This window comes from Thermococcus fumicolans, from assembly GCF_055386755.1.
The window spans coordinates 864106-882605 of the sequence record NZ_AP042424.1; the positions used below are offsets into that span (position 1 = coordinate 864106).

Annotated in this window: 20 protein-coding genes and 1 rRNA gene; 13 read left to right on the plus strand and 8 right to left on the minus strand. The window is 56.8% G+C overall.

The window, feature by feature from the left end; all coding sequences use genetic code 11:
- Window positions 1-8: 8 nt before the first annotated feature.
- From ACZ5AM_RS04865 to ACZ5AM_RS04880, 4 genes are read right to left on the minus strand one after another with little or no spacing between them, the layout of a single operon-like run.
- Window positions 9-656: a flagellin gene (locus ACZ5AM_RS04865; protein ID WP_464915735.1), complete on the minus strand. Its 648-nt coding sequence runs from the start codon at window positions 654-656 to the stop codon at window positions 9-11.
- An 11-nt stretch (window positions 657-667) separates the two neighbouring features.
- On the minus strand, window positions 668-1324 hold the full coding sequence (locus ACZ5AM_RS04870; protein ID WP_464915736.1) for a flagellin: 657 nt from the start codon (window positions 1322-1324) through the stop codon (window positions 668-670).
- A 57-nt stretch (window positions 1325-1381) separates the two neighbouring features.
- Window positions 1382-2005: a flagellin gene (locus ACZ5AM_RS04875; protein WP_464915737.1), complete on the minus strand. Its 624-nt coding sequence runs from the start codon at window positions 2003-2005 to the stop codon at window positions 1382-1384.
- Between the two features lie 13 nt (window positions 2006-2018).
- Entirely contained in the window at window positions 2019-2663 is a 645-nt protein-coding gene (locus tag ACZ5AM_RS04880) for a flagellin (RefSeq protein WP_464915738.1), read from the minus strand.
- 337 nt (window positions 2664-3000) lie between these two features.
- On the opposite strand from ACZ5AM_RS04880, the gene ACZ5AM_RS04885 reads away from it, so the two are divergent.
- The 8 genes from ACZ5AM_RS04885 to ACZ5AM_RS04920 all read left to right on the plus strand — a co-directional run bounded on the left by ACZ5AM_RS04885 (window position 3001) and on the right by ACZ5AM_RS04920 (window position 10733).
- Complete coding sequence (locus ACZ5AM_RS04885; protein WP_464915739.1) at window positions 3001-3336, plus strand: helix-turn-helix domain-containing protein; 336 nt, start codon at window positions 3001-3003, stop codon at window positions 3334-3336.
- A 10-nt stretch (window positions 3337-3346) separates the two neighbouring features.
- The gene (locus ACZ5AM_RS04890) at window positions 3347-4321 is read left to right on the plus strand and encodes a class I SAM-dependent methyltransferase (RefSeq protein WP_464915740.1); all 975 of its coding nucleotides are present in this window, start codon (window positions 3347-3349) and stop codon (window positions 4319-4321) included.
- A gap of 154 nt (window positions 4322-4475) precedes the next feature.
- A complete protein-coding gene (locus tag ACZ5AM_RS04895) occupies window positions 4476-4847 on the plus strand; it encodes a response regulator (RefSeq protein WP_464915741.1) in 372 nt (123 codons plus the stop codon).
- Window positions 4848-5007: 160 nt separating this feature from the next.
- The gene (locus ACZ5AM_RS04900; protein ID WP_464915742.1) at window positions 5008-7167 is read left to right on the plus strand and encodes an ATP-binding protein; all 2160 of its coding nucleotides are present in this window, start codon (window positions 5008-5010) and stop codon (window positions 7165-7167) included.
- Window positions 7145-7762, plus strand: coding sequence for a chemotaxis protein CheC (locus ACZ5AM_RS04905; RefSeq protein WP_464915743.1), 618 nt, complete (start codon window positions 7145-7147; stop codon window positions 7760-7762). Before ACZ5AM_RS04900 ends, ACZ5AM_RS04905 begins: the two co-directional genes overlap by 23 nt.
- On the plus strand, window positions 7752-8660 hold the full coding sequence (locus ACZ5AM_RS04910; protein ID WP_464915744.1) for a hypothetical protein: 909 nt from the start codon (window positions 7752-7754) through the stop codon (window positions 8658-8660). The genes ACZ5AM_RS04905 and ACZ5AM_RS04910 overlap by 11 nt, the downstream gene beginning before the upstream one ends.
- Window positions 8657-9958 (plus strand): outer membrane protein assembly factor BamB family protein, encoded by a 1302-nt coding sequence (locus ACZ5AM_RS04915; RefSeq protein WP_464915745.1) that lies wholly within the window; start codon window positions 8657-8659, stop codon window positions 9956-9958. The genes ACZ5AM_RS04910 and ACZ5AM_RS04915 overlap by 4 nt, the downstream gene beginning before the upstream one ends.
- A gap of 55 nt (window positions 9959-10013) precedes the next feature.
- On the plus strand, window positions 10014-10733 hold the full coding sequence (locus ACZ5AM_RS04920) for a PH0542 domain-containing protein (RefSeq protein WP_464915978.1): 720 nt from the start codon (window positions 10014-10016) through the stop codon (window positions 10731-10733).
- Here ACZ5AM_RS04920 and ACZ5AM_RS04925 read toward each other — a convergent pair.
- The gene (locus ACZ5AM_RS04925; protein WP_464915746.1) at window positions 10730-11089 is read right to left on the minus strand and encodes a ribonuclease P protein component 4; all 360 of its coding nucleotides are present in this window, start codon (window positions 11087-11089) and stop codon (window positions 10730-10732) included. The genes ACZ5AM_RS04920 and ACZ5AM_RS04925 overlap by 4 nt on opposite strands.
- Before the next feature lie 5 nt (window positions 11090-11094).
- Window positions 11095-12621 carry a hypothetical protein gene (locus tag ACZ5AM_RS04930; RefSeq protein ID WP_464915747.1) on the minus strand — a complete coding sequence of 509 codons (1527 nt, stop codon included), beginning with the start codon at window positions 12619-12621 and terminating at the stop codon, window positions 11095-11097.
- Between the two features lie 86 nt (window positions 12622-12707).
- On the opposite strand from ACZ5AM_RS04930, the gene rrf reads away from it, so the two are divergent.
- Together rrf and ACZ5AM_RS04940 are read left to right on the plus strand one after the other, a co-directional pair.
- Window positions 12708-12829 (plus strand): 5S ribosomal RNA (gene rrf, locus ACZ5AM_RS04935).
- A 110-nt stretch (window positions 12830-12939) separates the two neighbouring features.
- Window positions 12940-13941: a hypothetical protein gene (locus ACZ5AM_RS04940; protein ID WP_464915748.1), complete on the plus strand. Its 1002-nt coding sequence runs from the start codon at window positions 12940-12942 to the stop codon at window positions 13939-13941.
- Here the strand turns inward: ACZ5AM_RS04940 and ACZ5AM_RS04945 are convergent.
- Window positions 13938-14504 carry a cyclase family protein gene (locus ACZ5AM_RS04945; protein ID WP_464915749.1) on the minus strand — a complete coding sequence of 189 codons (567 nt, stop codon included), beginning with the start codon at window positions 14502-14504 and terminating at the stop codon, window positions 13938-13940. The genes ACZ5AM_RS04940 and ACZ5AM_RS04945 overlap by 4 nt on opposite strands.
- A 99-nt stretch (window positions 14505-14603) precedes the next feature.
- Here ACZ5AM_RS04945 and ACZ5AM_RS04950 point away from each other — a divergent pair, with 99 nt between their 5' ends.
- Genes ACZ5AM_RS04950 through ACZ5AM_RS04960 form a run of 3 tightly spaced genes read left to right on the plus strand, consistent with a single transcriptional unit; the run spans window position 14604 to window position 17216 of the window.
- The gene (locus ACZ5AM_RS04950) at window positions 14604-15869 is read left to right on the plus strand and encodes an adenosylhomocysteinase (protein ID WP_464915979.1); all 1266 of its coding nucleotides are present in this window, start codon (window positions 14604-14606) and stop codon (window positions 15867-15869) included.
- A gap of 40 nt (window positions 15870-15909) precedes the next feature.
- Window positions 15910-16566, plus strand: a complete 657-nt coding sequence (gene tsaA, locus ACZ5AM_RS04955; protein ID WP_464915750.1) for a tRNA (N6-threonylcarbamoyladenosine(37)-N6)-methyltransferase TrmO — start codon at window positions 15910-15912, stop codon at window positions 16564-16566.
- A complete protein-coding gene (locus ACZ5AM_RS04960; protein WP_464915751.1) occupies window positions 16560-17216 on the plus strand; it encodes an HAD family hydrolase in 657 nt (218 codons plus the stop codon). Before tsaA ends, ACZ5AM_RS04960 begins: the two co-directional genes overlap by 7 nt.
- Here the strand turns inward: ACZ5AM_RS04960 and ACZ5AM_RS04965 are convergent.
- The gene (locus ACZ5AM_RS04965; RefSeq protein ID WP_464915752.1) at window positions 17203-18462 is read right to left on the minus strand and encodes an ATP-binding protein; all 1260 of its coding nucleotides are present in this window, start codon (window positions 18460-18462) and stop codon (window positions 17203-17205) included. The genes ACZ5AM_RS04960 and ACZ5AM_RS04965 overlap by 14 nt on opposite strands.
- Between the last annotated feature and the right edge of the window lie 38 nt (window positions 18463-18500).

The window sequence follows — 18500 nt, forward strand, 5'->3', positions numbered from 1 at the left end:
CACCCCCGTCACTGGAGCTCTAGTATCTGCTGGGTGTAGGAGTGGGGAGTCGTGAAGTCTATTACCCCTGCGGCACCGTTCTCGGGTATCACCTTACCGGTTACGTGGGTGGCGGGGGGTAGGCCGCTACCCTTTCCAAAGCCCGTTGTGTCTATGAGTATTCCCGCAATGTCTCCCCAGTTCAGGACGGGGCTGTTGGGACTGTCTATCATGCTCTTGTCGGTGTCTTGGACGACGGCTATTCCGAAGTTAGTTCCGCTTACGTCGTTCCACGTGGTCAGACTGAAGATGTTGTCGATGTCCCCCGTGTAAAACGCCGTTGAGTCGTAGTTGAACACCGTCATCTTTGCCCCATCGGTTAACACGACTTTGACGTTGCTGAGGTCTATTCCACCGCTTCCTGCGTTTGGAGTAACGTAGATGACCAGCCGAGTTATGTTTCCGGAAGTTGGCGTCGCCGAGTTAACGTAGCCGTAGACGTTCATGACCCTTATCCCACTTGCTACCTCCTGCGTCGTCTGCCTGCCTGTGCTCATAGCCTTCTGCTGGAGGTAGCCGCTGGTGGCTATGAGCACTCCAGCGGCCACTGCAGCCACTAGGACCATCGCGATGAACACGATGAGGGTTCCAATACCAACCGCACCCTTCTTCTTCATTATCCATCACCTCACTGGAGCTGCATCACGTTCTCGCCGAAGGTCGCTGGGGTGGTGAAGTCGATAACTCCGGCAGATCCCCTCTCCGGTATGACCTTGCCTGTCATCTTGGTGCTTGGCCCTATTCCGTTCTTGCCCTCGTACTCGAACATAGTTGTCCATATGCAGAGGGCAACGGTGTCGCCGAACTCGAGCGTTGGGTGGTTGTCCTGCATCTCGCTTCCTATGTCGTTGATGACCACTATGCCAAAGCTGGCCTTGTCTTGGATAGGTGTCCACACTGGAACTTCAGTATCGTTGAAGAGATCCTTTACATTGCCGGGGTTGTCAAACTGAGAGGAGTAGTTGTACACCACCAGCCTCTTGCCGTCGCTCAGCACTATTTTCACATTGCTCAAGTCAATACCCTCGCTGCCGGCGTTTGGGGTTATGAATATCGCCATTCTCTCTATGACGCCGCTGCTGGGGGGATTCGCTGGGGTGTATCCGTAGATGTTGACTATCTTGAGGCCACTGGCCACCTCCTGCGTCGTCTGTCTCCCCGTGGCCTGGGCCTTCTGCTGGAGGTAGCCCGCTGTCCCTATGATGACTCCTGCAGCCACTGCAGCCACTAGCACCATCGCGATGAAGACGATGAGCGTGCCGATGCCTATTGCTCCCCTACGCATAGCACCACCTCCTGAGAACCCTTAAAGAACGAAAGGAAAGTTGAGAAGCAAAGGAAATCACTGGAGATCAACGACTTCCGTGGTGTAGGTGCTGGGTGTGGTGAAGTCTATAACGCCCGGCGCACCGAACTCCGGGATAACCTGGCCGGTTATGTGGGTCCTGACGGGGATCTGGTTACCGAAAACCGCCGTGGCATTTACGAGTAGGGCTGCTATGTCGCCCTTGTTAAGGGTAGTTCCTTTGATAGCGGATTCGTCGTAGTCCTGAACGACGAGGGCAACGTACTGGCTGCTAGTGGCGTTAGTCCAGTCGACGGAGAACACATCAGCAGTGTTCCTTCCGTCTAGGCTGTTGCTGTACTTGAGGTAAACCTGCTTGTCCTTGTCGGCAAGGAGAACCTTGGTGTTGTTGAGGTCGATTCCGGCGCTGCCAGCGTTCGGAGTAACGTAGATAGCGAGCCTGTCAATACCAGTTCCGTCGTAGTGTCCGGTGACCTTCATAACCTGTATGCCGCTTGCTACCTGCTCGGTGCTGGCCCTGCCGGTGCTGGAGGCTTTCTGCTGGAGGAAGCCGCTGGTGTTGATGAGTACTGCCGCAGCCACTGCAGCCACTAGAACCATGGCAATGAACACTATCAGGGTACCGATGCCAACGGCACCCCTCTTCTTAACGAGCCTCATCTGCCTCACCTCCTCACTGCAGGCTGACTATAGCTGTCGTGTAGGTGCTGGGTGTGGTGAAGTCTATAACGCCCGGCGCACCGAACTCCGGAACGACCTGGCCGGTTATGTGGGTCCTGACCGGAATCGGGCTGAAGAGGTCTCCGACATTAACTGTAAGAACAACGATGTCCCCTGCGTTCATGGTCGGTGAGTTCTTCTGGACGCTGGTGTCGTAGTCCTGAACGACGATTATTCCGAAGCTGGTCTTGTCAGTGCTGGTCGGCCAAGCGGTGGTGGAGCCAAATATGTCGTTGCCTGTGCTGTCATAGTAGGCGCTGTTGTACTCCAGAACGGCCTGAGCGCTTCCGTTGCTGATAATTATCTTGGTGTTGCTGAGGTCGATTCCGGCGCTGCCAGCGTTCGGAGTAACGTAGATGGCAAGCTTGGTTATTCCTGCGGGAGTTGAAGCGCTGTTGTAGTAGCCGGTGACCTGCATGACCTGTATGCCGCTGGCGACCTGCTCGGTGCTCTCCCTGCCGGTGCTGGAGGCTTTCTGCTGGAGGAAGCCGCTGGTGTTGATGAGCACTGCCGCAGCCACTGCAGCCACTAGAACCATGGCAATGAACACTATCAGGGTTCCAATACCAACCGCACCTCTCCTGTTCCTGGCCTTCATCAGCCATGCACCCCCTAGGGTTGTTTGCGTTAGGGTTTACGCTGGGTGAATATAAAGCCCTTTTTTGTTCTTAGTAGTGTAGGTGGCTATGTAGGTGCATATGTAGGTATCCCCTTCCGATTTCAAACTGTGTGTGGTTTTGCCAAACTATATTTAGTGGTTCTGGAGAAATCTTCACAGAGGCATTTTTATGTTGGAATGGATACAGATGATGACCAAAAACGTTATATAGCATACAACCGAGTAATAACTACGATGGGGTATCATTGGGGCCCAGTAAAATCAGCGGGGCTTAAGGTTCAGTAAACTCAGCCAGAAATAGCAGGGGTGAAGGGGGATGGCGGTGAGGACCATGATAATAGACCCTCAGGTGCTCAGGTCGATACACAGGAGCGAGCTTCGGAAAAGGATCCTCCTGTACCTCAACGAGATCTACCCTTCTGCAACCTACCTCTCGGAGATCGCAAGGGTTGTCGGTTCTGATCCCTCCAATGTCCGCGGTGCTCTCGTTGGTCTTGGAAACCGCTACAATGGTGAGAGCTCCCTTGTGTACCTGGGCCTTGTCGAGGAGATCAAGAACAACGGCTTCAAGTACTACCGGCTCACCGAGTACGGGAGGCAGGTCGTGGAGTACCTGAGGGAGTACTACCGGTATTACAGAAAGTTCATGTGAGGTGAGGGGGATGGAAGGGATTTCCAAGAGGGTTGCAGTGGTTGACACCAACATCGAGCAGATGGTCAGGATGGCCATACTCCACATAATCCAGCTCGGTACCAAGCACGGGGTTTTTAAAGTTCTCTCAAGGGAACCGAGCCAGAGGGAAGTTCTGGATAGCATCGACCTGCCCAACAGGAAGCTCCTCCAGGAGTTCCTGAACACCCTGAAGGCCATAGGCATAGTTGAAGAGCACGGCAACCACCTAAAGCTCAACGGCTTTTCGTACACCTTACGGGTTCCGCAGGAGCACTACGACGCGCTCCTGCCGGGGTGGGTTTCGGTTCTTGAGGAGATCTACAAGATGGTTGACTACGCGTTCATAACCCCAACCCATCCTCACGTTCTCATGGACTTCGACAAAGACGCCGACTTCTGGGACATACGGATGACGACGGACTTCGCAAACCTGTACAGGGATGTCATAGCACTCGCCGGTGAGATCAAGCAGGGGGGCAGTGTTCTAGACCTCGGCTGTGGTTCAGCCGCCCCGTACGACTTCGGGAGAAAAGTGGGCTACGGCGGCTTCTACACGGGCGTCGACTACTCGTCGGCCATCCTGGAGATAGCTAGGATGAGGGCTGAGGAGAGCAACCTCCCCGTCGAGCTGAAGGAGCTCGACGTGAGGCTGATAAGGCCCGTCAACGAGTACGATACCGCCGTGATAAGCTTCCTCCTGGAGTACCTTGAGCCAGAGGACTACAGGAGGGTCCTCAGCAGGACCCTTGAGGCCTTGAAGCCTGGGGGGAAGCTCGTTATCCTCGAGCCCTTCAAGGACAGGTTCAAGCACCTTGAGGCTTTGGAGTTCTTCGAGAGGCTCAACAAGGACTTTAAGGGATTTCCCTTTGCCAGGGACGTCGTAGAGGCCATAGAGGCCGAGGGGTTCGACGCCTCCATCGAGGGACCCGGTAGGAGCATGCTGGTTGTCAACCTCATGCCCTGATTTTGGATTTTTTACAAATAGCTTTGGGAGGGAGCGACCATAAATTGGACGTTTTCCAATTTTTCGGTATTCTGGGATGGTGGTGTAGCTACATAACTACCTACACACAAGGGTTTTAGTTCCCCGCGGGGATAATAACAGGGGAGGGACGTTGATGGCAAGGGTGCTCATAGCCGACGATGCATTGTTCGCCAGGATTCTGCTGAGGAAGATATTCACCGACGGCGGCCACGAGGTTATTGGTGAGGCGTCAACGGGACGGGAGGCGGTTGAGAAGTACGCCGAGCTGAGGCCGGACGTTGTTACGCTCGATATAATAATGCCCGATATGGACGGGATCGAGGCCCTCAGAAAGATAAAGGAGATAGACCCGAACGCCAGGGTCGTTATGATCACCTCGGTTGACAGCGAGAAAAAGGTGGTCGAGTGCATAGAGGCTGGAGCTCTGGGTTATATAATCAAGCCCTTTGAACCCTCACAGGTCCTCAGTGAAATAAACAGAGTGCTGTCTAAGCGCAGCGCCTAGAGGCCGGCCGGGGAAGGAGGGCTTAGTTGCAAAGAAGCTACGAGACCTGGATCCGGAACCCGGCCGGCCAACAGCGTTTGGGGGTGAAAGCATCTCCCAGCCGTACCTCGAGGAGTTCCTCTCGGAGGCGAACGCCAAGCTTGAAGAGCTCAAGAGATTGATGAGGGAGCTTAGGGAAGGCGTGACTTCTGGTGAGGACGTTGGAGCGGTCATCGAGGGGATGCTCCGTCAGGCGCATACGATAAAGGGGCTCGCGTCCCTGGCTGGTTTCTCAACCCTCAACAAGGCAGCCCACTGGCTTGAGACCCTCTTGGGAATGGCCGCCGATGGGAGGCTTGAGCCAACGGGGGATTTTCTTGACGTTCTCGAGGGTTTCGTCGCGATTATCGGGGACATCCTGCGCTCGATTGAGACTTCCGGGAACGAAGGCAAAACGAACCTTAACTACCTTGTGACCAGGGCCACGCTCCTCCTCAAGAGGTCTAGGGGAGGTAGGTCGGTTTTCTCCTCTCTCCGGGGGGAGGGCCCAAGGGTCTACCTCGTGACCGTCACCTTCGATAGGGTTAAGGACAAGATACCGTCCTGGCTTTTCTCGGTAGTTTCTAGGCTCCAAAGCCTGGGCGAGATCGTTGAGCTGCCGGAGGACGTTGATGAAATAATGGATGGGTCAAAAGAACCCCGCGAGACCTTTGAATTCAAGGTGCGTACAACCATCGACCCCGTAAGGATCAGGGACCTTCTCCTGGGTTCGGATGGGGTCAGGAACGTGGAGGTGACTGAGGGTGAAGGGAAGGGGAAGGTTCTCCTCGTCAGGGTTTACCTCAAGGAGGAGGCTCCTCTTAAGGCTGCACGGGCTCTCCTTATACTTGACGACATCAAAGAACTCGGGAGGATCGTCTCGGTGAACCCTCCGGAGGGCGACATTAAGAGCGGTATCCTCTTGGACGGCAGGGCCTTTGAGGTTCTCGTGGAGACGTCTGAAGAACCTCGGAAAGTGGAGGAAACGATTCGGGCCCACGTGGAGGTCGAGAAGGTTGAGATAATGGAGGATCTGGAGCCCGGGGAAGTAAAGGCCCGCGTTGAGAGGGGCCTTAAAGAGGGGGAACTCCAGGGGAAGCATCTCACCATAGCCCCCTCGAAAGGGGAGGACTCCATTAGGGTGAAGCCGGAGGCACTTGACAGGTTGCTCTCGGCCATCGAGGATCTCATGGTGATCAGGGACTGGCTCAGGGAAGTTGCGGATTCCAGGGAGCTCAAGGAGATAAGCTCCAAGCTGGACGAATCCTTCTCCAAGCTTAGAACGACCGTCCTGGGCATGAGAATGGTCTCCCTGCGGGAAACCGTCGAACCCCTGATTCCCGCGGTGGAGAGGCTCGCCGAGGATCTCGGAAAGGAGGTCGAGGTCGTAGTCGAGGGGGAGGACGTGAAGGTAGACAGGGGCGTCGTTGGGGTTCTCCTGGAGGCCCTAGTTCACATACTTAAGAACGCCGTTGTTCATGGAATAGAGCTCCCCGAGGAGAGGATCAGGAAGGGGAAACCCCGCAGGGGGGTCGTTAGGATTGCGATCTCACAGCACCACGACCACGTGGAGGTCTCGGTAAGCGACGACGGCAGGGGGATAGACCTTGAGCGGATAAAGGAGAGGGCCGTTGAGAGGGGTCTTGTAACGCCGGAGGTTGCCGAGAGGCTTTCGGAAAAAGAAGCTCTGAACCTGCTCTTCCTTCCGGGTATGAGCAGTGAGAGGGTTGTCTCGGAGAACGCCGGCAGGGGGATAGGCTTAAACGTTGTCTGGGAAGCTGTGAGGTCGGTTCACGGGAGCATCACGGTGGACACCGAGAGGGAAGTGGGGACGACCTTCACGATCCGCGTTCCGTTTGAGATGTCCGTCCTCTTCGCCTACCTCCTGAACGTTGGGGGTAACCTCTACGCCCTGCCTTCGCCGGGTGTTGTCGGTGAGGTCGAGGTTGAGAGGGCCCTGGTCAGGAAGGTCGGAAACGGCTACCTAACAGTTGTTGGGGGTGAGGTGCTCCCCGCGCTGATGCTCCACGACCTGGTGGATTTCACGGCCTTTCCTGGAGAGAGGCTCGCCGGGGTAATATTCGACGCAGGGAAGGCCCGGGTTCTGATACTCGCCGATGGTGTGGAGGGTAAGAGGGAGATCGTTGTAAGGCCCCTCAGGAAGGTGCTCCCTCCTTCTTTCGTCCGGGGAGGTACTATCTACAGCGGCGTGGCCCTGCTCGGAGGGAGGCAGGTGGTGCCCGTTGTGGATCCGCTGAAGATTCTGGAGGTGCTCGGTTATGGGCTTGGGGAGGAGCCTTGACATTCTTTTCAGGAGCGTGTTCGAGGACGTCCTTAACCACGTAGACCCGAGCGGGAGGCTGAAGCTTTCCTCCGTGAGAGTTGTGCCATCAGTCCTTCTCATACGCGAGGGACTCCTGGAGGGTGTCAACGCCGTGTGCTTCACCCTCGGTAACCCCCCCGAGGCGGTGGTGGCCTTCCAGTTCGAAGGTTCTTCCCGGGCGTGGGAGGACATCCTCAAAGGTAGCAAGGGTCTCAACCTTCTTTACTCCGCTGACCCTAGGGCGTTCATAAACTCCCTCCTGAAGGAGATGGGGAACATCATCGTGGGGCCCCTCTCAACCAGGCTCTCCCGGGTTCTCGGGAGGGAGGTTCTTCCGAGCGTTCCCTTCGTCATCGACAACGTCAGTGATCTGGAGAAGCTCCTTGGCCTGATGGGTGAGGGGACCCTGCCGGTGTTCAGGGGAACGATAAGCGACGGGCACATCGGTTCAATAGATGTCTACATCGTCCCATCAAAGCGCCTCCTCCGCGAACTCACCACAGACCCCCGGGTGGCTAAGAGGGCGCGGGGGTATATTAGGAAAAGGCGCAGGAGGGCTGACCTTGGGGGCTGAGCGGAGGGTCCGCGCTAGGGTCATGCTTCTCTCCGCTGAGGCGCCGGCTGGAGAAAGGGGCTGGAGGGAGGCGGAACTTTCCATCGACGGCGGCATCAGGGTGAGGTACCTGAAGCCCGGCTCCCCCGGGGGGGAGGACTTCTTCTCGCTCTCGTCCGTGAGCGACTTGGGCTTTAGGGTTCCGTCGTACCTGGGGGTTAAGGAGGCCTTCGCCGTCAGGTTCGAGGAGAGCAAGGTTCTCGTAATGGCCCCCGGCAGAAACCCCCTGATCTACAGCAGGGAGGGGTTTGAGGACTTCGTTCACGCCGTCTTCGAGGTTCTCCTCCGGGGACGGCCCGCGTTTTTCTGGGACGGGGGAAGGGGAACCCCCCTCTGGAGCAGGGGTTACCTCAGGGTTGTCGGCAGGGGCAGGCTCGTAGTCGTGGGTCCCGATGGCTCTCCTGTCGTCAGTTTTCCGTCCGTCGTTCGGGCCAGGGTCGAGGCGGTGGGGGAGAGGAGGGCGTGGTTCCTGGAGCGCTACACACCCCTCGGGATAACGGGGGTTTACCTCCACCTGCCGGAGAAAAAGACGAGGCTCTTCGTCCTGAGGTACCTGGCCCGTTTCCTGGGGGGCGCTGGCTACCTGCCGGGAATCGCCGGGGAGTTCCCGGAGGTTTTGAAGGGTCTGGTTCCTCCGGAGATCTCGGCCGAGGAAAGAGAGGTCCTGATGGCCCTGATGTCGGGCATGGATCCCCTTGAGCTCCCGGGCCTCCTGAGGATGGATCCTAGGAGGGTGGAGGAGATATACGACAGGTTGATAAGGAAAGGTCTCCTACGTCTCGTGGGCATAAGGAAGGTGGTCGAGCCGACCCCCCTGGCTGAGATGTCGCTAAAGCTCGAGGGAGGGAGCGATGAATGATGAGGAAGGTTGGAATGCTTGCGGTTGTAATGCTGGTGCTCTCGGTTGTACTGTCATCCATTTACGCCGGGACGGATCCCGTTGTCTTCAGGGGCTCCATCGGAGAGGACGTGAAGTACCAGAAGAGCATAGAGGCTATTGCCTTTGGGAACGGGACCGTCTATGCCGCCTGCGACTACAGGATGGTGGCCGGTAAGGAGCTCATAGGTGTCTACTACCTCGGCCTCATGGGCGCGTACTCGACCAACGGCTCAAAGCTCTGGGTTAACGATTCAGGCTACGTCGTTAAGATCGCCCCCCTAGAAAACGGTGTCCTAGCGGGCACTCTGGCGGGCTTCGTCTTCTTTGACGGGGACGGCCACATAAAGGCCACCAGCCCAGTCAGGAACAAGCTCTACGATTTCCTTATCAGAGACGGCTACGTCTACGGCGTCGATGGCGACATCTGGTACTCGAACGGAAACTTCAGCAGTTCCGGCGAGGTTTTCAAGGCGAGGCTGTACGACAACGGGAGCGTTGGGGTTTACGGTTCCGACGGCTGGGCCCTGAACCTCACCTCGATGCCGAGCAGAATCAGGTTCGGCGACGGTGTGATATACGTCGGCTCGGGCATGCCGTCGGGCTACTCTGCTGGCTACCAGTTCGGCGCCGTCTACGGTGTGTCCGAGGACGGAAAGCTCCTGTGGAAGGTGGACACCGGATGGTGGGTCAGGGATCTCGAGGTCTGGAATGGGAAGGCGATAGCTGGTACGGGCTTTAACAACAGCGATGGTTACATCCTGATGATAGATAGGGATGGAAAGGTTCTCTGGAACGAGAGCACTTTCTTCGTTGAGGATCTCCTTGTTGAAGGGAACACCCTCTACGCCTCGGGGGTGGATGAAGAAGGGGGTAGGGTTGCCGCCTACGATCTGAAGGAGAGGAAGAAGCTCTGGGACGTGAGGCTCCCATACAGGGCGAAGATTCTAGCTTATGGGTCAGACAAGCTGGCAGTAGGCGTTGGAAAGTTTGAGACCAGGAAAGATGGCAACGTTACAAAAGTTTACAGCGAAGGCGGCCTCTACGTGCTCGACCCGAAGAGCGGGAAGACACTGTGGAAGGACATGGAACTGGGCTACGTCAGGAGCCTTGCCGTCAGCGGGAACCTTCTGGCGGTTGGTACTGGGAGCTCCTACTTCTACGTCGTCGACCTCGGAAAGGTTGAGGCATCCTCCGGCATCTGCGGGCCGGGGATCTTTATGATCTTCGCCCTGATTCTGGTAGCCTTTGTTGCGGGGGGTGGTAAGGGTGCCTCCTGAGGGTGAGATCGACCTTAGGGAGGCCCTCGCGACGGGGGAGGGACTCGACGAGCTCATGGTTAGGGCCTCCTATGACCGCGAGTTCCTCGAGGAGCTCATAAAGTACCTAGACGACGACCTCTGGATAGTCCAGAAGAACTCCCTGATAGTCATCATGAACGCCGTTGAGGACTCGGCTGAGGAGTACGAGGAGCTCTTTGACCCCCTTCTCAGAAAGCTCCTCGTCATGATAAGGAAGAGCGAGGCAGTCCCTTTGACGATGGAGATAGCGAGGGCCATCGGGGCGCTCTCCAAACTGAAGCCCAACCTCGTTAAGAACGCCGTTCCTGTTCTCTTCGCCAACTACCGCATAGGCGATCCTAAGATCAAGATAAACATGGCCTACGTCCTCGAGGAGATCATGCGCCAGAACCCCGTTCTCCTCGGGAACATGCTCAGGGACATAGTGGCACTCCTCAACTCCCCGGATCAGACTGATAGGTTGGCGGCGCTGAACTTCATATCCGCCCTGGGCGAGAACAGCTCGAGGTACATAACTCCTTTCCTTCCGAGGCTCCTTGCCCTCCTGTACGACAGGGACGAGATAGTGAGGGCCAGCGTTGTCGAGACCCTCACGGAGATAGCCATCCACAGCCCGAAGTTCAGGAAGATCATCAAGGTCAAGCTGACCGAGCTGGATGACAGAAGCGAGCTCGTTACATCCAAGGTCAGGGAGGGCCTCAAGAGGATAGCCCTCGCGGAGGCCAGGGAGAAGGCCGAAGAGGTTGAGGACTAAAGTCCCTTCCTCCTCCGTTTCTGCTCCCTCAGGTAGGGGTAGCGCATTATGTGGCCGCATTCGAGGCACTTGATAACAACGTGTGGGTAGGGCCTGCTCCTCAGCCTCACCCTCGCGTTGACTCCCGGAACCAGGAAGGAGTGGCACCTCTTGCAGTACCTCCTCTTCCAACTCTTTGGCAGCTTTATCTTGGCCTTCTGCTGAACCGCCAGCGCTATCTCGACGTACCTGTTGGCCAGATCCCTGTCGTAGGGGAAGACCCTCTCCGCCAGCGTGAAGAGCGTGTCAACCCTCTCCCTGGCTATTCTCTTCTTCTCCCTCTGCTCCCTCTCCCTAAGGAACCTCTTCCTCCCCATGGGCCTCACCTTACAAGCCTCAACCTTCCCGCGGTGGGTTCGTAGATGTAGCCCTCCCTGATAAGGCGATCCACGATCTCTGAGGCAGCACCCCTGCCGAAGCCGGCCCTAACGAGGGCCCCCTCGAACTCGGCCCTGCTGACGTTCCCCTTGAGCGTAGTCGATTCGAGATCCCTGAAGATCTCAAGGGCCTTCGCGGCCCTTTTATCGGAGGGCATGTAGCCCCTGTAGTTCCTCAACAGCCTCTGCACCTCGCTCTGGGGGAGGGAAGACAGCACAGCCATCCAGTCGTTGAGGATCTCGTCGTTCATCAGCTTGACGGTCCGGATATGGGCCTTCTTGGCCTTTCCCTCGAGCCTCGCTATCGACCCAAAGAGGCGCAGGCTGAGCTCGTAGCGGGTTCCAACGTCAAAAACCCCTCCAGGAATCGTCAGAACGTCAAACTTCCACCCGTACTCGCTCCTCTTTTCCATGAGCCACTCCTCGAAGCTCTCCCTGAAGGACTCACCCACTCCTCCAGACGCCGATATCGCGGAGACCCTTTCCCTCTCCACGAAGATCGTCACGATAAGGTTCTGGACGTACCTCCTGAGCCTTTCGCTTTCCTGGAGGTAGGGCCTCTCGTCCTCCTCGGGGATGAAGACGAACGGGGTTTCAGCCTTTCCGATGATCCCGTCCAGGGGGTGGGCCCTTCTGGGGAGTGAGAGCAATCCCACGGTTCTCTTGGCTAGGATGGCCCTTTCGGCGGCCTTTGAAACCCTGGCAGGGGAGCGGGGCACGTAGTAGCTTATGGGGGTGTTGTTGGGGTTGAAGGCCACGAAGTCCAGATCGAGGAACTCATCGGCGATGCTCTCCTTCCTCTCCCTCCTGAACCTGAGCTCCTGGGGGAGAACCGAGTGTATGAACTTGAGGATGCGCCAGAGGGTCGTGACTCCGCTTTCCCTGCCCTTGTACCCGAGCACCGAGAACTCGTAGCCCTCACCCCACTGCCTCGGGGATTCCAGAACCGGAGGGCTCCCGTAGAGGGCGTAGGTCAGGGCGAGCTGAAAGTCCTGGTTAGTGTAGACGGTCGTCGATATAAGCTCCTCCACCTCGCTGGGCTTTAGGGCCATCTCCCGGTACTCCTTCCAGTACTCCGAGTAGTCCTTTGTCTCCAGTGAGAGCACCCTGATCATCCGGAGGTTTCCCCACGGGTACGCGTCGACGAGACCTTTGACCTCAACGTAAGAGCCGGACAGGAACCCATCGGAGACGCGGCTCTTCTCGTCTATCCTCAGGACGGCGTAGGATCTGGGGGCGTTTGGAGGAAGGGCCTTGAGCTCGCCGGGGCTGATGGGGGAGAGGAGGTAGTAGGCGGCATCGTTTGGGGCGTTTGGGGGCTTCCTCAGGATCAAAAAGCCAGAGATCTCTATCTCGTCACCGTTGGGCGCTCTCTGGAGCCTGACCTGAAAGTCCCTCACCCTTCTCTCGGGCGTGAGGGGTTCCAGCTCTTCCCTGAGGAGGTCGATGAGCTCTAGGTATGGGTCCGTCATACGGTTGGAGTAGTCGGCGGGGCTGATAAAGCTTTGGTGGCCTCGACCGCAAAATTTATAAACCCTCTCCGGCAGGTATGTATCGGTACGGCGGTCATAGCGGCGGGGTTACACCCGGTCTCGTTTCGACCCCGGAAGTTAAGCCCGCCAGCGATCCCGGGTGTACTGCCCTCCGAGAGGGGGCGGGAAACCGGGGACGCCGCCGGCCACTATCTTCTCAACTGCCGTAAACCTTTGTCTCCCGTTTACTGGACACGTAGGTAAGCGCCTACACAAAACCTATTTAAATTTTGGATCCCTTTAGTTCTCCGAGGGACTATGTTCGACAAGGGAAAATCCAGCCTTACGTGGGACTACTTGAGGGAGAGGCACCCCGAGATACTCTCGGAGTTAAAAACGCTGCGTGAGTGGGATACTGTAAAGGCTATAATCCCCGAATCCGAGAAGCTCAACGATTACTCCCTCCTGGCCCTCCAGGCCCTCGCCTCTTTTGTAAGGGAGTTCCACATCGAGAGGAACCTTCTCGGGGAGAGGATCGAGATCCTCGAGGGGAAGATAGAGGACACCAGGACCGAGATGAGGGAGAAGAACGCCGCCCTTGAAAAGCGCATAAAGGCCCTTGAGGACTCAATCGGCGACCTCCAGAGGAAGATGCTCTTCGTTGAGGGCGTAAGCAACCTCGTGCCCCGCATCAACGAGATCGAGGAGAAGATAGAGGCCAACCAGGCGGAGCTCCTAGCGAGGCTTGAGAAACGCTACGCCCAGCTCATCGAGGAGAGGGTTGAGGAGATGGTCAACCAGCGCCTCAGGGAGTTCGAGAGCTCTATCCTCGGTATAAGCGGCGACCTGGCGAAGACCCTTAAGGAGCTGCAGGAGAGGCACGAATCCCTGGTTATCGAGAACTACAGGCTCAAAAGGGAGGTGGAGCCCCTAAAAGCTGCCCTCAAAGCCAGGGAAAGGGAGATAGAGGAGCTAAAGAAGAAGCTCTCCCGCTGCAACGAGCTGAACAGGAAGATAGACGAGCTTCAGCGGAGGGTTAAGGAGTACGAGGAGAAGGCCGGGGCGCTCTCGTCGATAGAGAGGGAACTCATGGAGATAACGGGCGCACCCACTCCGGAAGGTGCCCTCGCAATCGTCAAAAGGATGAAGGCCGAGTACGTTCCCAGGTCAAAGCTTACTCCTCTTCTCAACGAGATAAAACGCCTCAAGGCTCAGGTGGCTGAGCTTGAGGATGAAAACCGCTCCCTCCGCGAGAAGAACGAGAAGCTATCCCAGGCCCTCAAGATGCTCCTTGAGAGGGAGGAGGGCGAAGAGGGCTAAAGAACCGCTACTGCCCTCACCGGACTGCCGGAGCCGTTCTTTATCCTCAGCGGAAACGCTATAAACGTGAACTCCTTCCCCAAAAGCGCCTCAAGGTTTGTCAGGTTCTCGAAGATCGGCACTTCCTCACTCAGGAGTATCGTGTGGACGGCCTCATCGCCAATGCTCATGGCGTCTGTTCCAACGGCTTTCACGCCCTCGGCAGCTAGGAATAATGCAACCTCCGGGGAGAGCTCCCTTCCTCCCGTCAGAAAGAGCACGATCCTGTTGTAGTAGCCGGAATCGGGGATCTCGCCCAGCTTGACCTCCCCTTCTCCACCCCTGACGTCTATGACGATCCCCCTCCCCATGAACCGTTCGAGGGGCATCTCGTCGACGGTCTTTCCGTTGGGGATGAAGTGGGCCGGCGCATCGACGTGAGTCCCCGTGTGCTCCCCCATCTTGATCACGTTCATGTAGTAGCCGTCCCTCCATATCAGGGCCCATGGCTTGATGCTCACGGGGGGATCCCCGGGGTAGAGCTCGGTCTCCTCCCCCAAAGGAAGGGAAAGGTCCACTATCATGGCCTCACCGGTGGGGCTACGCCAAACAGCATAAAAACCTTCCTCCGTCGGTTCAAATACTTTTTAACCTCCCGGGCCCTAGTGCCTCTGGTGATTGTGATGGACTGCACGAGGGACTACTGCGTTAAGGATCTGAGCCTCGCCCCCAGCGGCGAGAGGAAGATAGACTGGGTCTCGCGCTTCATGCCGGTTCTCCAGAGCATAAGGAAGGACTTCGAGGAGAGGGAGCCCTTTAAAGGTATCAGAATAGCAACGACGCTCCACCTCGAGATGAAGACGGCCTTCCTCCTTCTGACGCTTAAGGCCGCGGGTGCTGAAGTTTCGGCCGCCGCCAGCAACCCGTTAAGCACGCAGGACGACGTTGTCGCAGCCTTGGCAAAGGCCGGCGTCAAGGTCTACGCGGTAAGGGGCGAGAGCAGGGAGGAGTACTACGAGAACATGCACAGGGCTTTGGACATAAGGCCGAACATAATCATAGACGACGGAGCGGACATGATAAGCACCGTCCACCGTGAGAGGCAGGAACTCATAGACGGAATCTGGGGCGCGAGCGAGGAAACCACCACCGGCGTTATAAGGCTCCGCGCGATGGAGAAGGACGGCGTGCTCAAGTTCCCGATAATAGCGGTCAACGACTCCTACACCAAATACCTCTTCGACAACCGCTACGGGACGGGACAATCAACCTGGGACGGCATAATAAGGACGACCAATCTGCTCGTTGCCGGAAAGAACGTCGTTGTGGTCGGCTACGGCTGGTGCGGTCGCGGAATAGCGATGCGCGCGAGGGGCCTCGGCGCTACGGTGATAGTCGTCGAGGTCGATCCGATTAGGGCATTGGAGGCCAGAATGGACGGCTTCCTCGTCATGAACATGATGGAGGCGGCCAAAATAGGGGACATCTTCGTCACCTCGACGGGCGACATCAACTGCATAAGGGGAGAGCACTTCAAGGTCATGAAGGACGGAGTTATCTTGGCAAATGCCGGCCACTTCGACGTCGAGATAAGCAAGCCCGACCTTGAGGCTTTAGCGGTAGAGATAAACGAGGTCAGGCCGAACATCAGAGAGTACAGGATGGCCGACGGAAGGAGGCTCTACCTCTTAGCGGATGGAAGGCTCGTAAACTTAGCGGCGGCCGATGGCCATCCGGCGGAGATAATGGACATGAGCTTTGCTCTGCAGGCAAAAGCGGCCGAGTACATCAAGGACAACCACGAGAGGCTCGAGCCCAAAGTCTACGTCCTGCCGAGGGAGATAGACGAGATGGTCGCGAGGATAAAGCTCGCCTCGATGGGGATTGAAATCGAAGAACTCACCGAGGAACAGAGGAAATACCTTGAGAGCTGGGAGCACGGGACGTGAGTTTTCCAATCTTCTTTTTGGGTTTCCAGGGGGTACCGGTATGGAGTTCGAGCCCTTCAAGATCGTCCCGGTTGGATACATCAGAAAGAACGAGGAACTCCAGGAGACGTTCATCGAAATCCTTCCCGAGTTTCGGGAGGCAATGGAGGGCCTACGAGAGGGTGATTGGGTAAAGCTAATCCTCTGGTTCCACGGGAGCGATACACCCGCCAGGAGAAGAGTCCTTAAGGTCCACCCCTACGGCAATCCTAAAAACCCTTTGACCGGAGTCTTCGCGACGCGCTCACCATACAGACCGAACCCGGTGGCACTCTACACCGTCAGAATCCACCACATAGAGGGAAGCAGGCTTTACATCGACTGGATAGACGCGATGGACGGGACTCCGGTTGTTGACATCAAAATCTTCGTCGAGAGGTACGACTGCCCCAAGGAGATTCTGATCGAGGAGCGGGAGGCTCACATCAGAGGAAGCCGGATGATAGGTGAGGTGAACGTCATCCCGAGGAAAAGCGAGCACCTCGATGAGCTTGAGGAGGTCTCGCCGGGGGAGTACGATGCGGTGATCCTTGAGATAGGGCCGAAGACGACGACGCTGACTGCTGAAGAGCTCGTTGAGCTTATCAAAGCCCTTAAGGAGATTTACGAGAGCCTTCCTGTGGAGATAAAGGATAGACTTGGGTGGAGCCCATGCTGAGGGGCCTTATCTTCGATGTCGACGAGACCCTGGTCTACTACGAGGGGTACGACCACAGGGAGTGGTTTGAGGGACTGGTGAGGCCCGAACTGGAGAAGGCTGGGATCTCCATAGACTACGAGACCTACAGGAAGACGGTATCCGGGGAGCTGCCGAGAACCTACGTGAGGAACCTTGGAATAGACCCGGTTGAAATGTGGAGGATAATAGACGCCGTGAACCACAGGTACAGGAAGGAGATGCTCGAGCTGGGCAGGATAAAGCCCTTTCCGGACGTAGATGCCCTCGAAGAGCTCCTGGGACTGGGTCTAAAGCTCGCCGCGGTGAGCAACGCCACAGAGGAGAACGCGAGGCTCGTACTCGGCGCCTTCGAGCTGGAAAGGTACTTTGAGGCTGTGATCGGCAAGGACTACTCCAACCTCGATGGGGTCAAACCAAGCCCCTACCTCGTCGAGAAGGCCCTGAAGGCGCTCAACCTGGGGCCGGATGAGGCTTTGATGGTGGGGGACAGCGCCCACGACGTTCTAGCAGGAAGGAGGGCCGGTTTGAGGACCGTCAACGTAACCCGCTTCGGAAAGGTTGATGGGGCCGACTACTACGTTGAAAACCTGTGGGAGCTAGTTGATCTAGTCCGGGCTATTGGGGTTTGAACGTTCTTTCAAGGCTCTCCTCTGCCAGTTTTAGCAGGTCTTCCGGCGTTAGAACCTCGATCCCTTCAGGTTCCCTCTCGAGGACTTCAACGCTCGGCACGATTAGAACCTTTCTGCAGCTGAATTCCCTCAACTTATCCTCTATCTTTTTCACCTCCTCCCTCCTAACGCGGTTCTTCCACTTGACTTCCCCAACGATTTCGAGCTTCTTGAAGCCCTCCAGGGCAACGTCGAGCTCAAGCTGTGGTTTTTCAATCCTAACCGGCCTGAGGCCGTAGACTTTAGCGAGCAGGCTCTCGATGAAGTCTTCCACGTGCCTTGGAACCTTTTCGTTGACGGCTTTTCTGACGAACTCTTCCGGGGTCTCGAGTTCAGTGTAGGCGTACTTCGCCTCGAGGTAGAAGTGGAGGTCGAGGAGCGGCGAGGCGTGCCGATAGACGAACTTCTTCCTCTTCCTTCCGATGACGGGGATCTTCCGGAGTATTCCCATGCCCGTCAAAATCGACAGGTACCTCTGGAGAACTCCAGGATTGTCCTTCTCGATTAGGCCGCGGGAGAACAGGAGAGAGGACAGCTCCGTGCTGGTTTCTTTTCCGTCGGCCACTCCCTTCATTACAGCCTCGTAGATGGCCGTCAGCTCCCTCTCCTCTTCGGTGAAGGCCTCGCCTATCAGCTCCTTCACCATGACTCCAGAGGAGTGGAGGTAGTCCGTTAGGAACTCCCTGATGGGTTTTTTGTAGATCTGAACGAGCAGCGGCTCCCTGAGGTAGGTTGAGGCTTCAACAAGCTCCTTCCCGGAAACTTCCCTCGAAAGCTCCACAATGATTTCGCGCTCGTCTATTAATCCAACCTGAACCGGCCTGACTATCCCTAAGAGGGGGCTTTCACTGCTCAAGAGGGTTCTCTGCGCGAGCCAGAGGGTTGAGGTTATGAGTGTTAGCTCCCCTGTGCCTGTGTGGGCGTGGAGGAGGTCGAGGAACCTATCCGGAAGGCGGTGGAACTCGTCCACAACCACGTTTCCGCCCTTCAAAAGTCTGGGGAACAGGTTAATGAATTCGCCCTCTGTTAGGGTTCCGCCGTTTACCCTGTCGTAGACAGTTCCGTCCCTTCCGACGAAGAAGAACTCGTCGTAATCCAGGAAGTTCTGGACGAGGAACGTTTTTCCCGTTTTTCTCCTTCCATAGAGCATCTTCCAGCCGGGTCCTTCAATGCTCTCCAACTCAATTTTTCTCCGAATTATTCTCATGGAAATAATTTGTGCGAAAATAAATTTAAAGTTTTGGG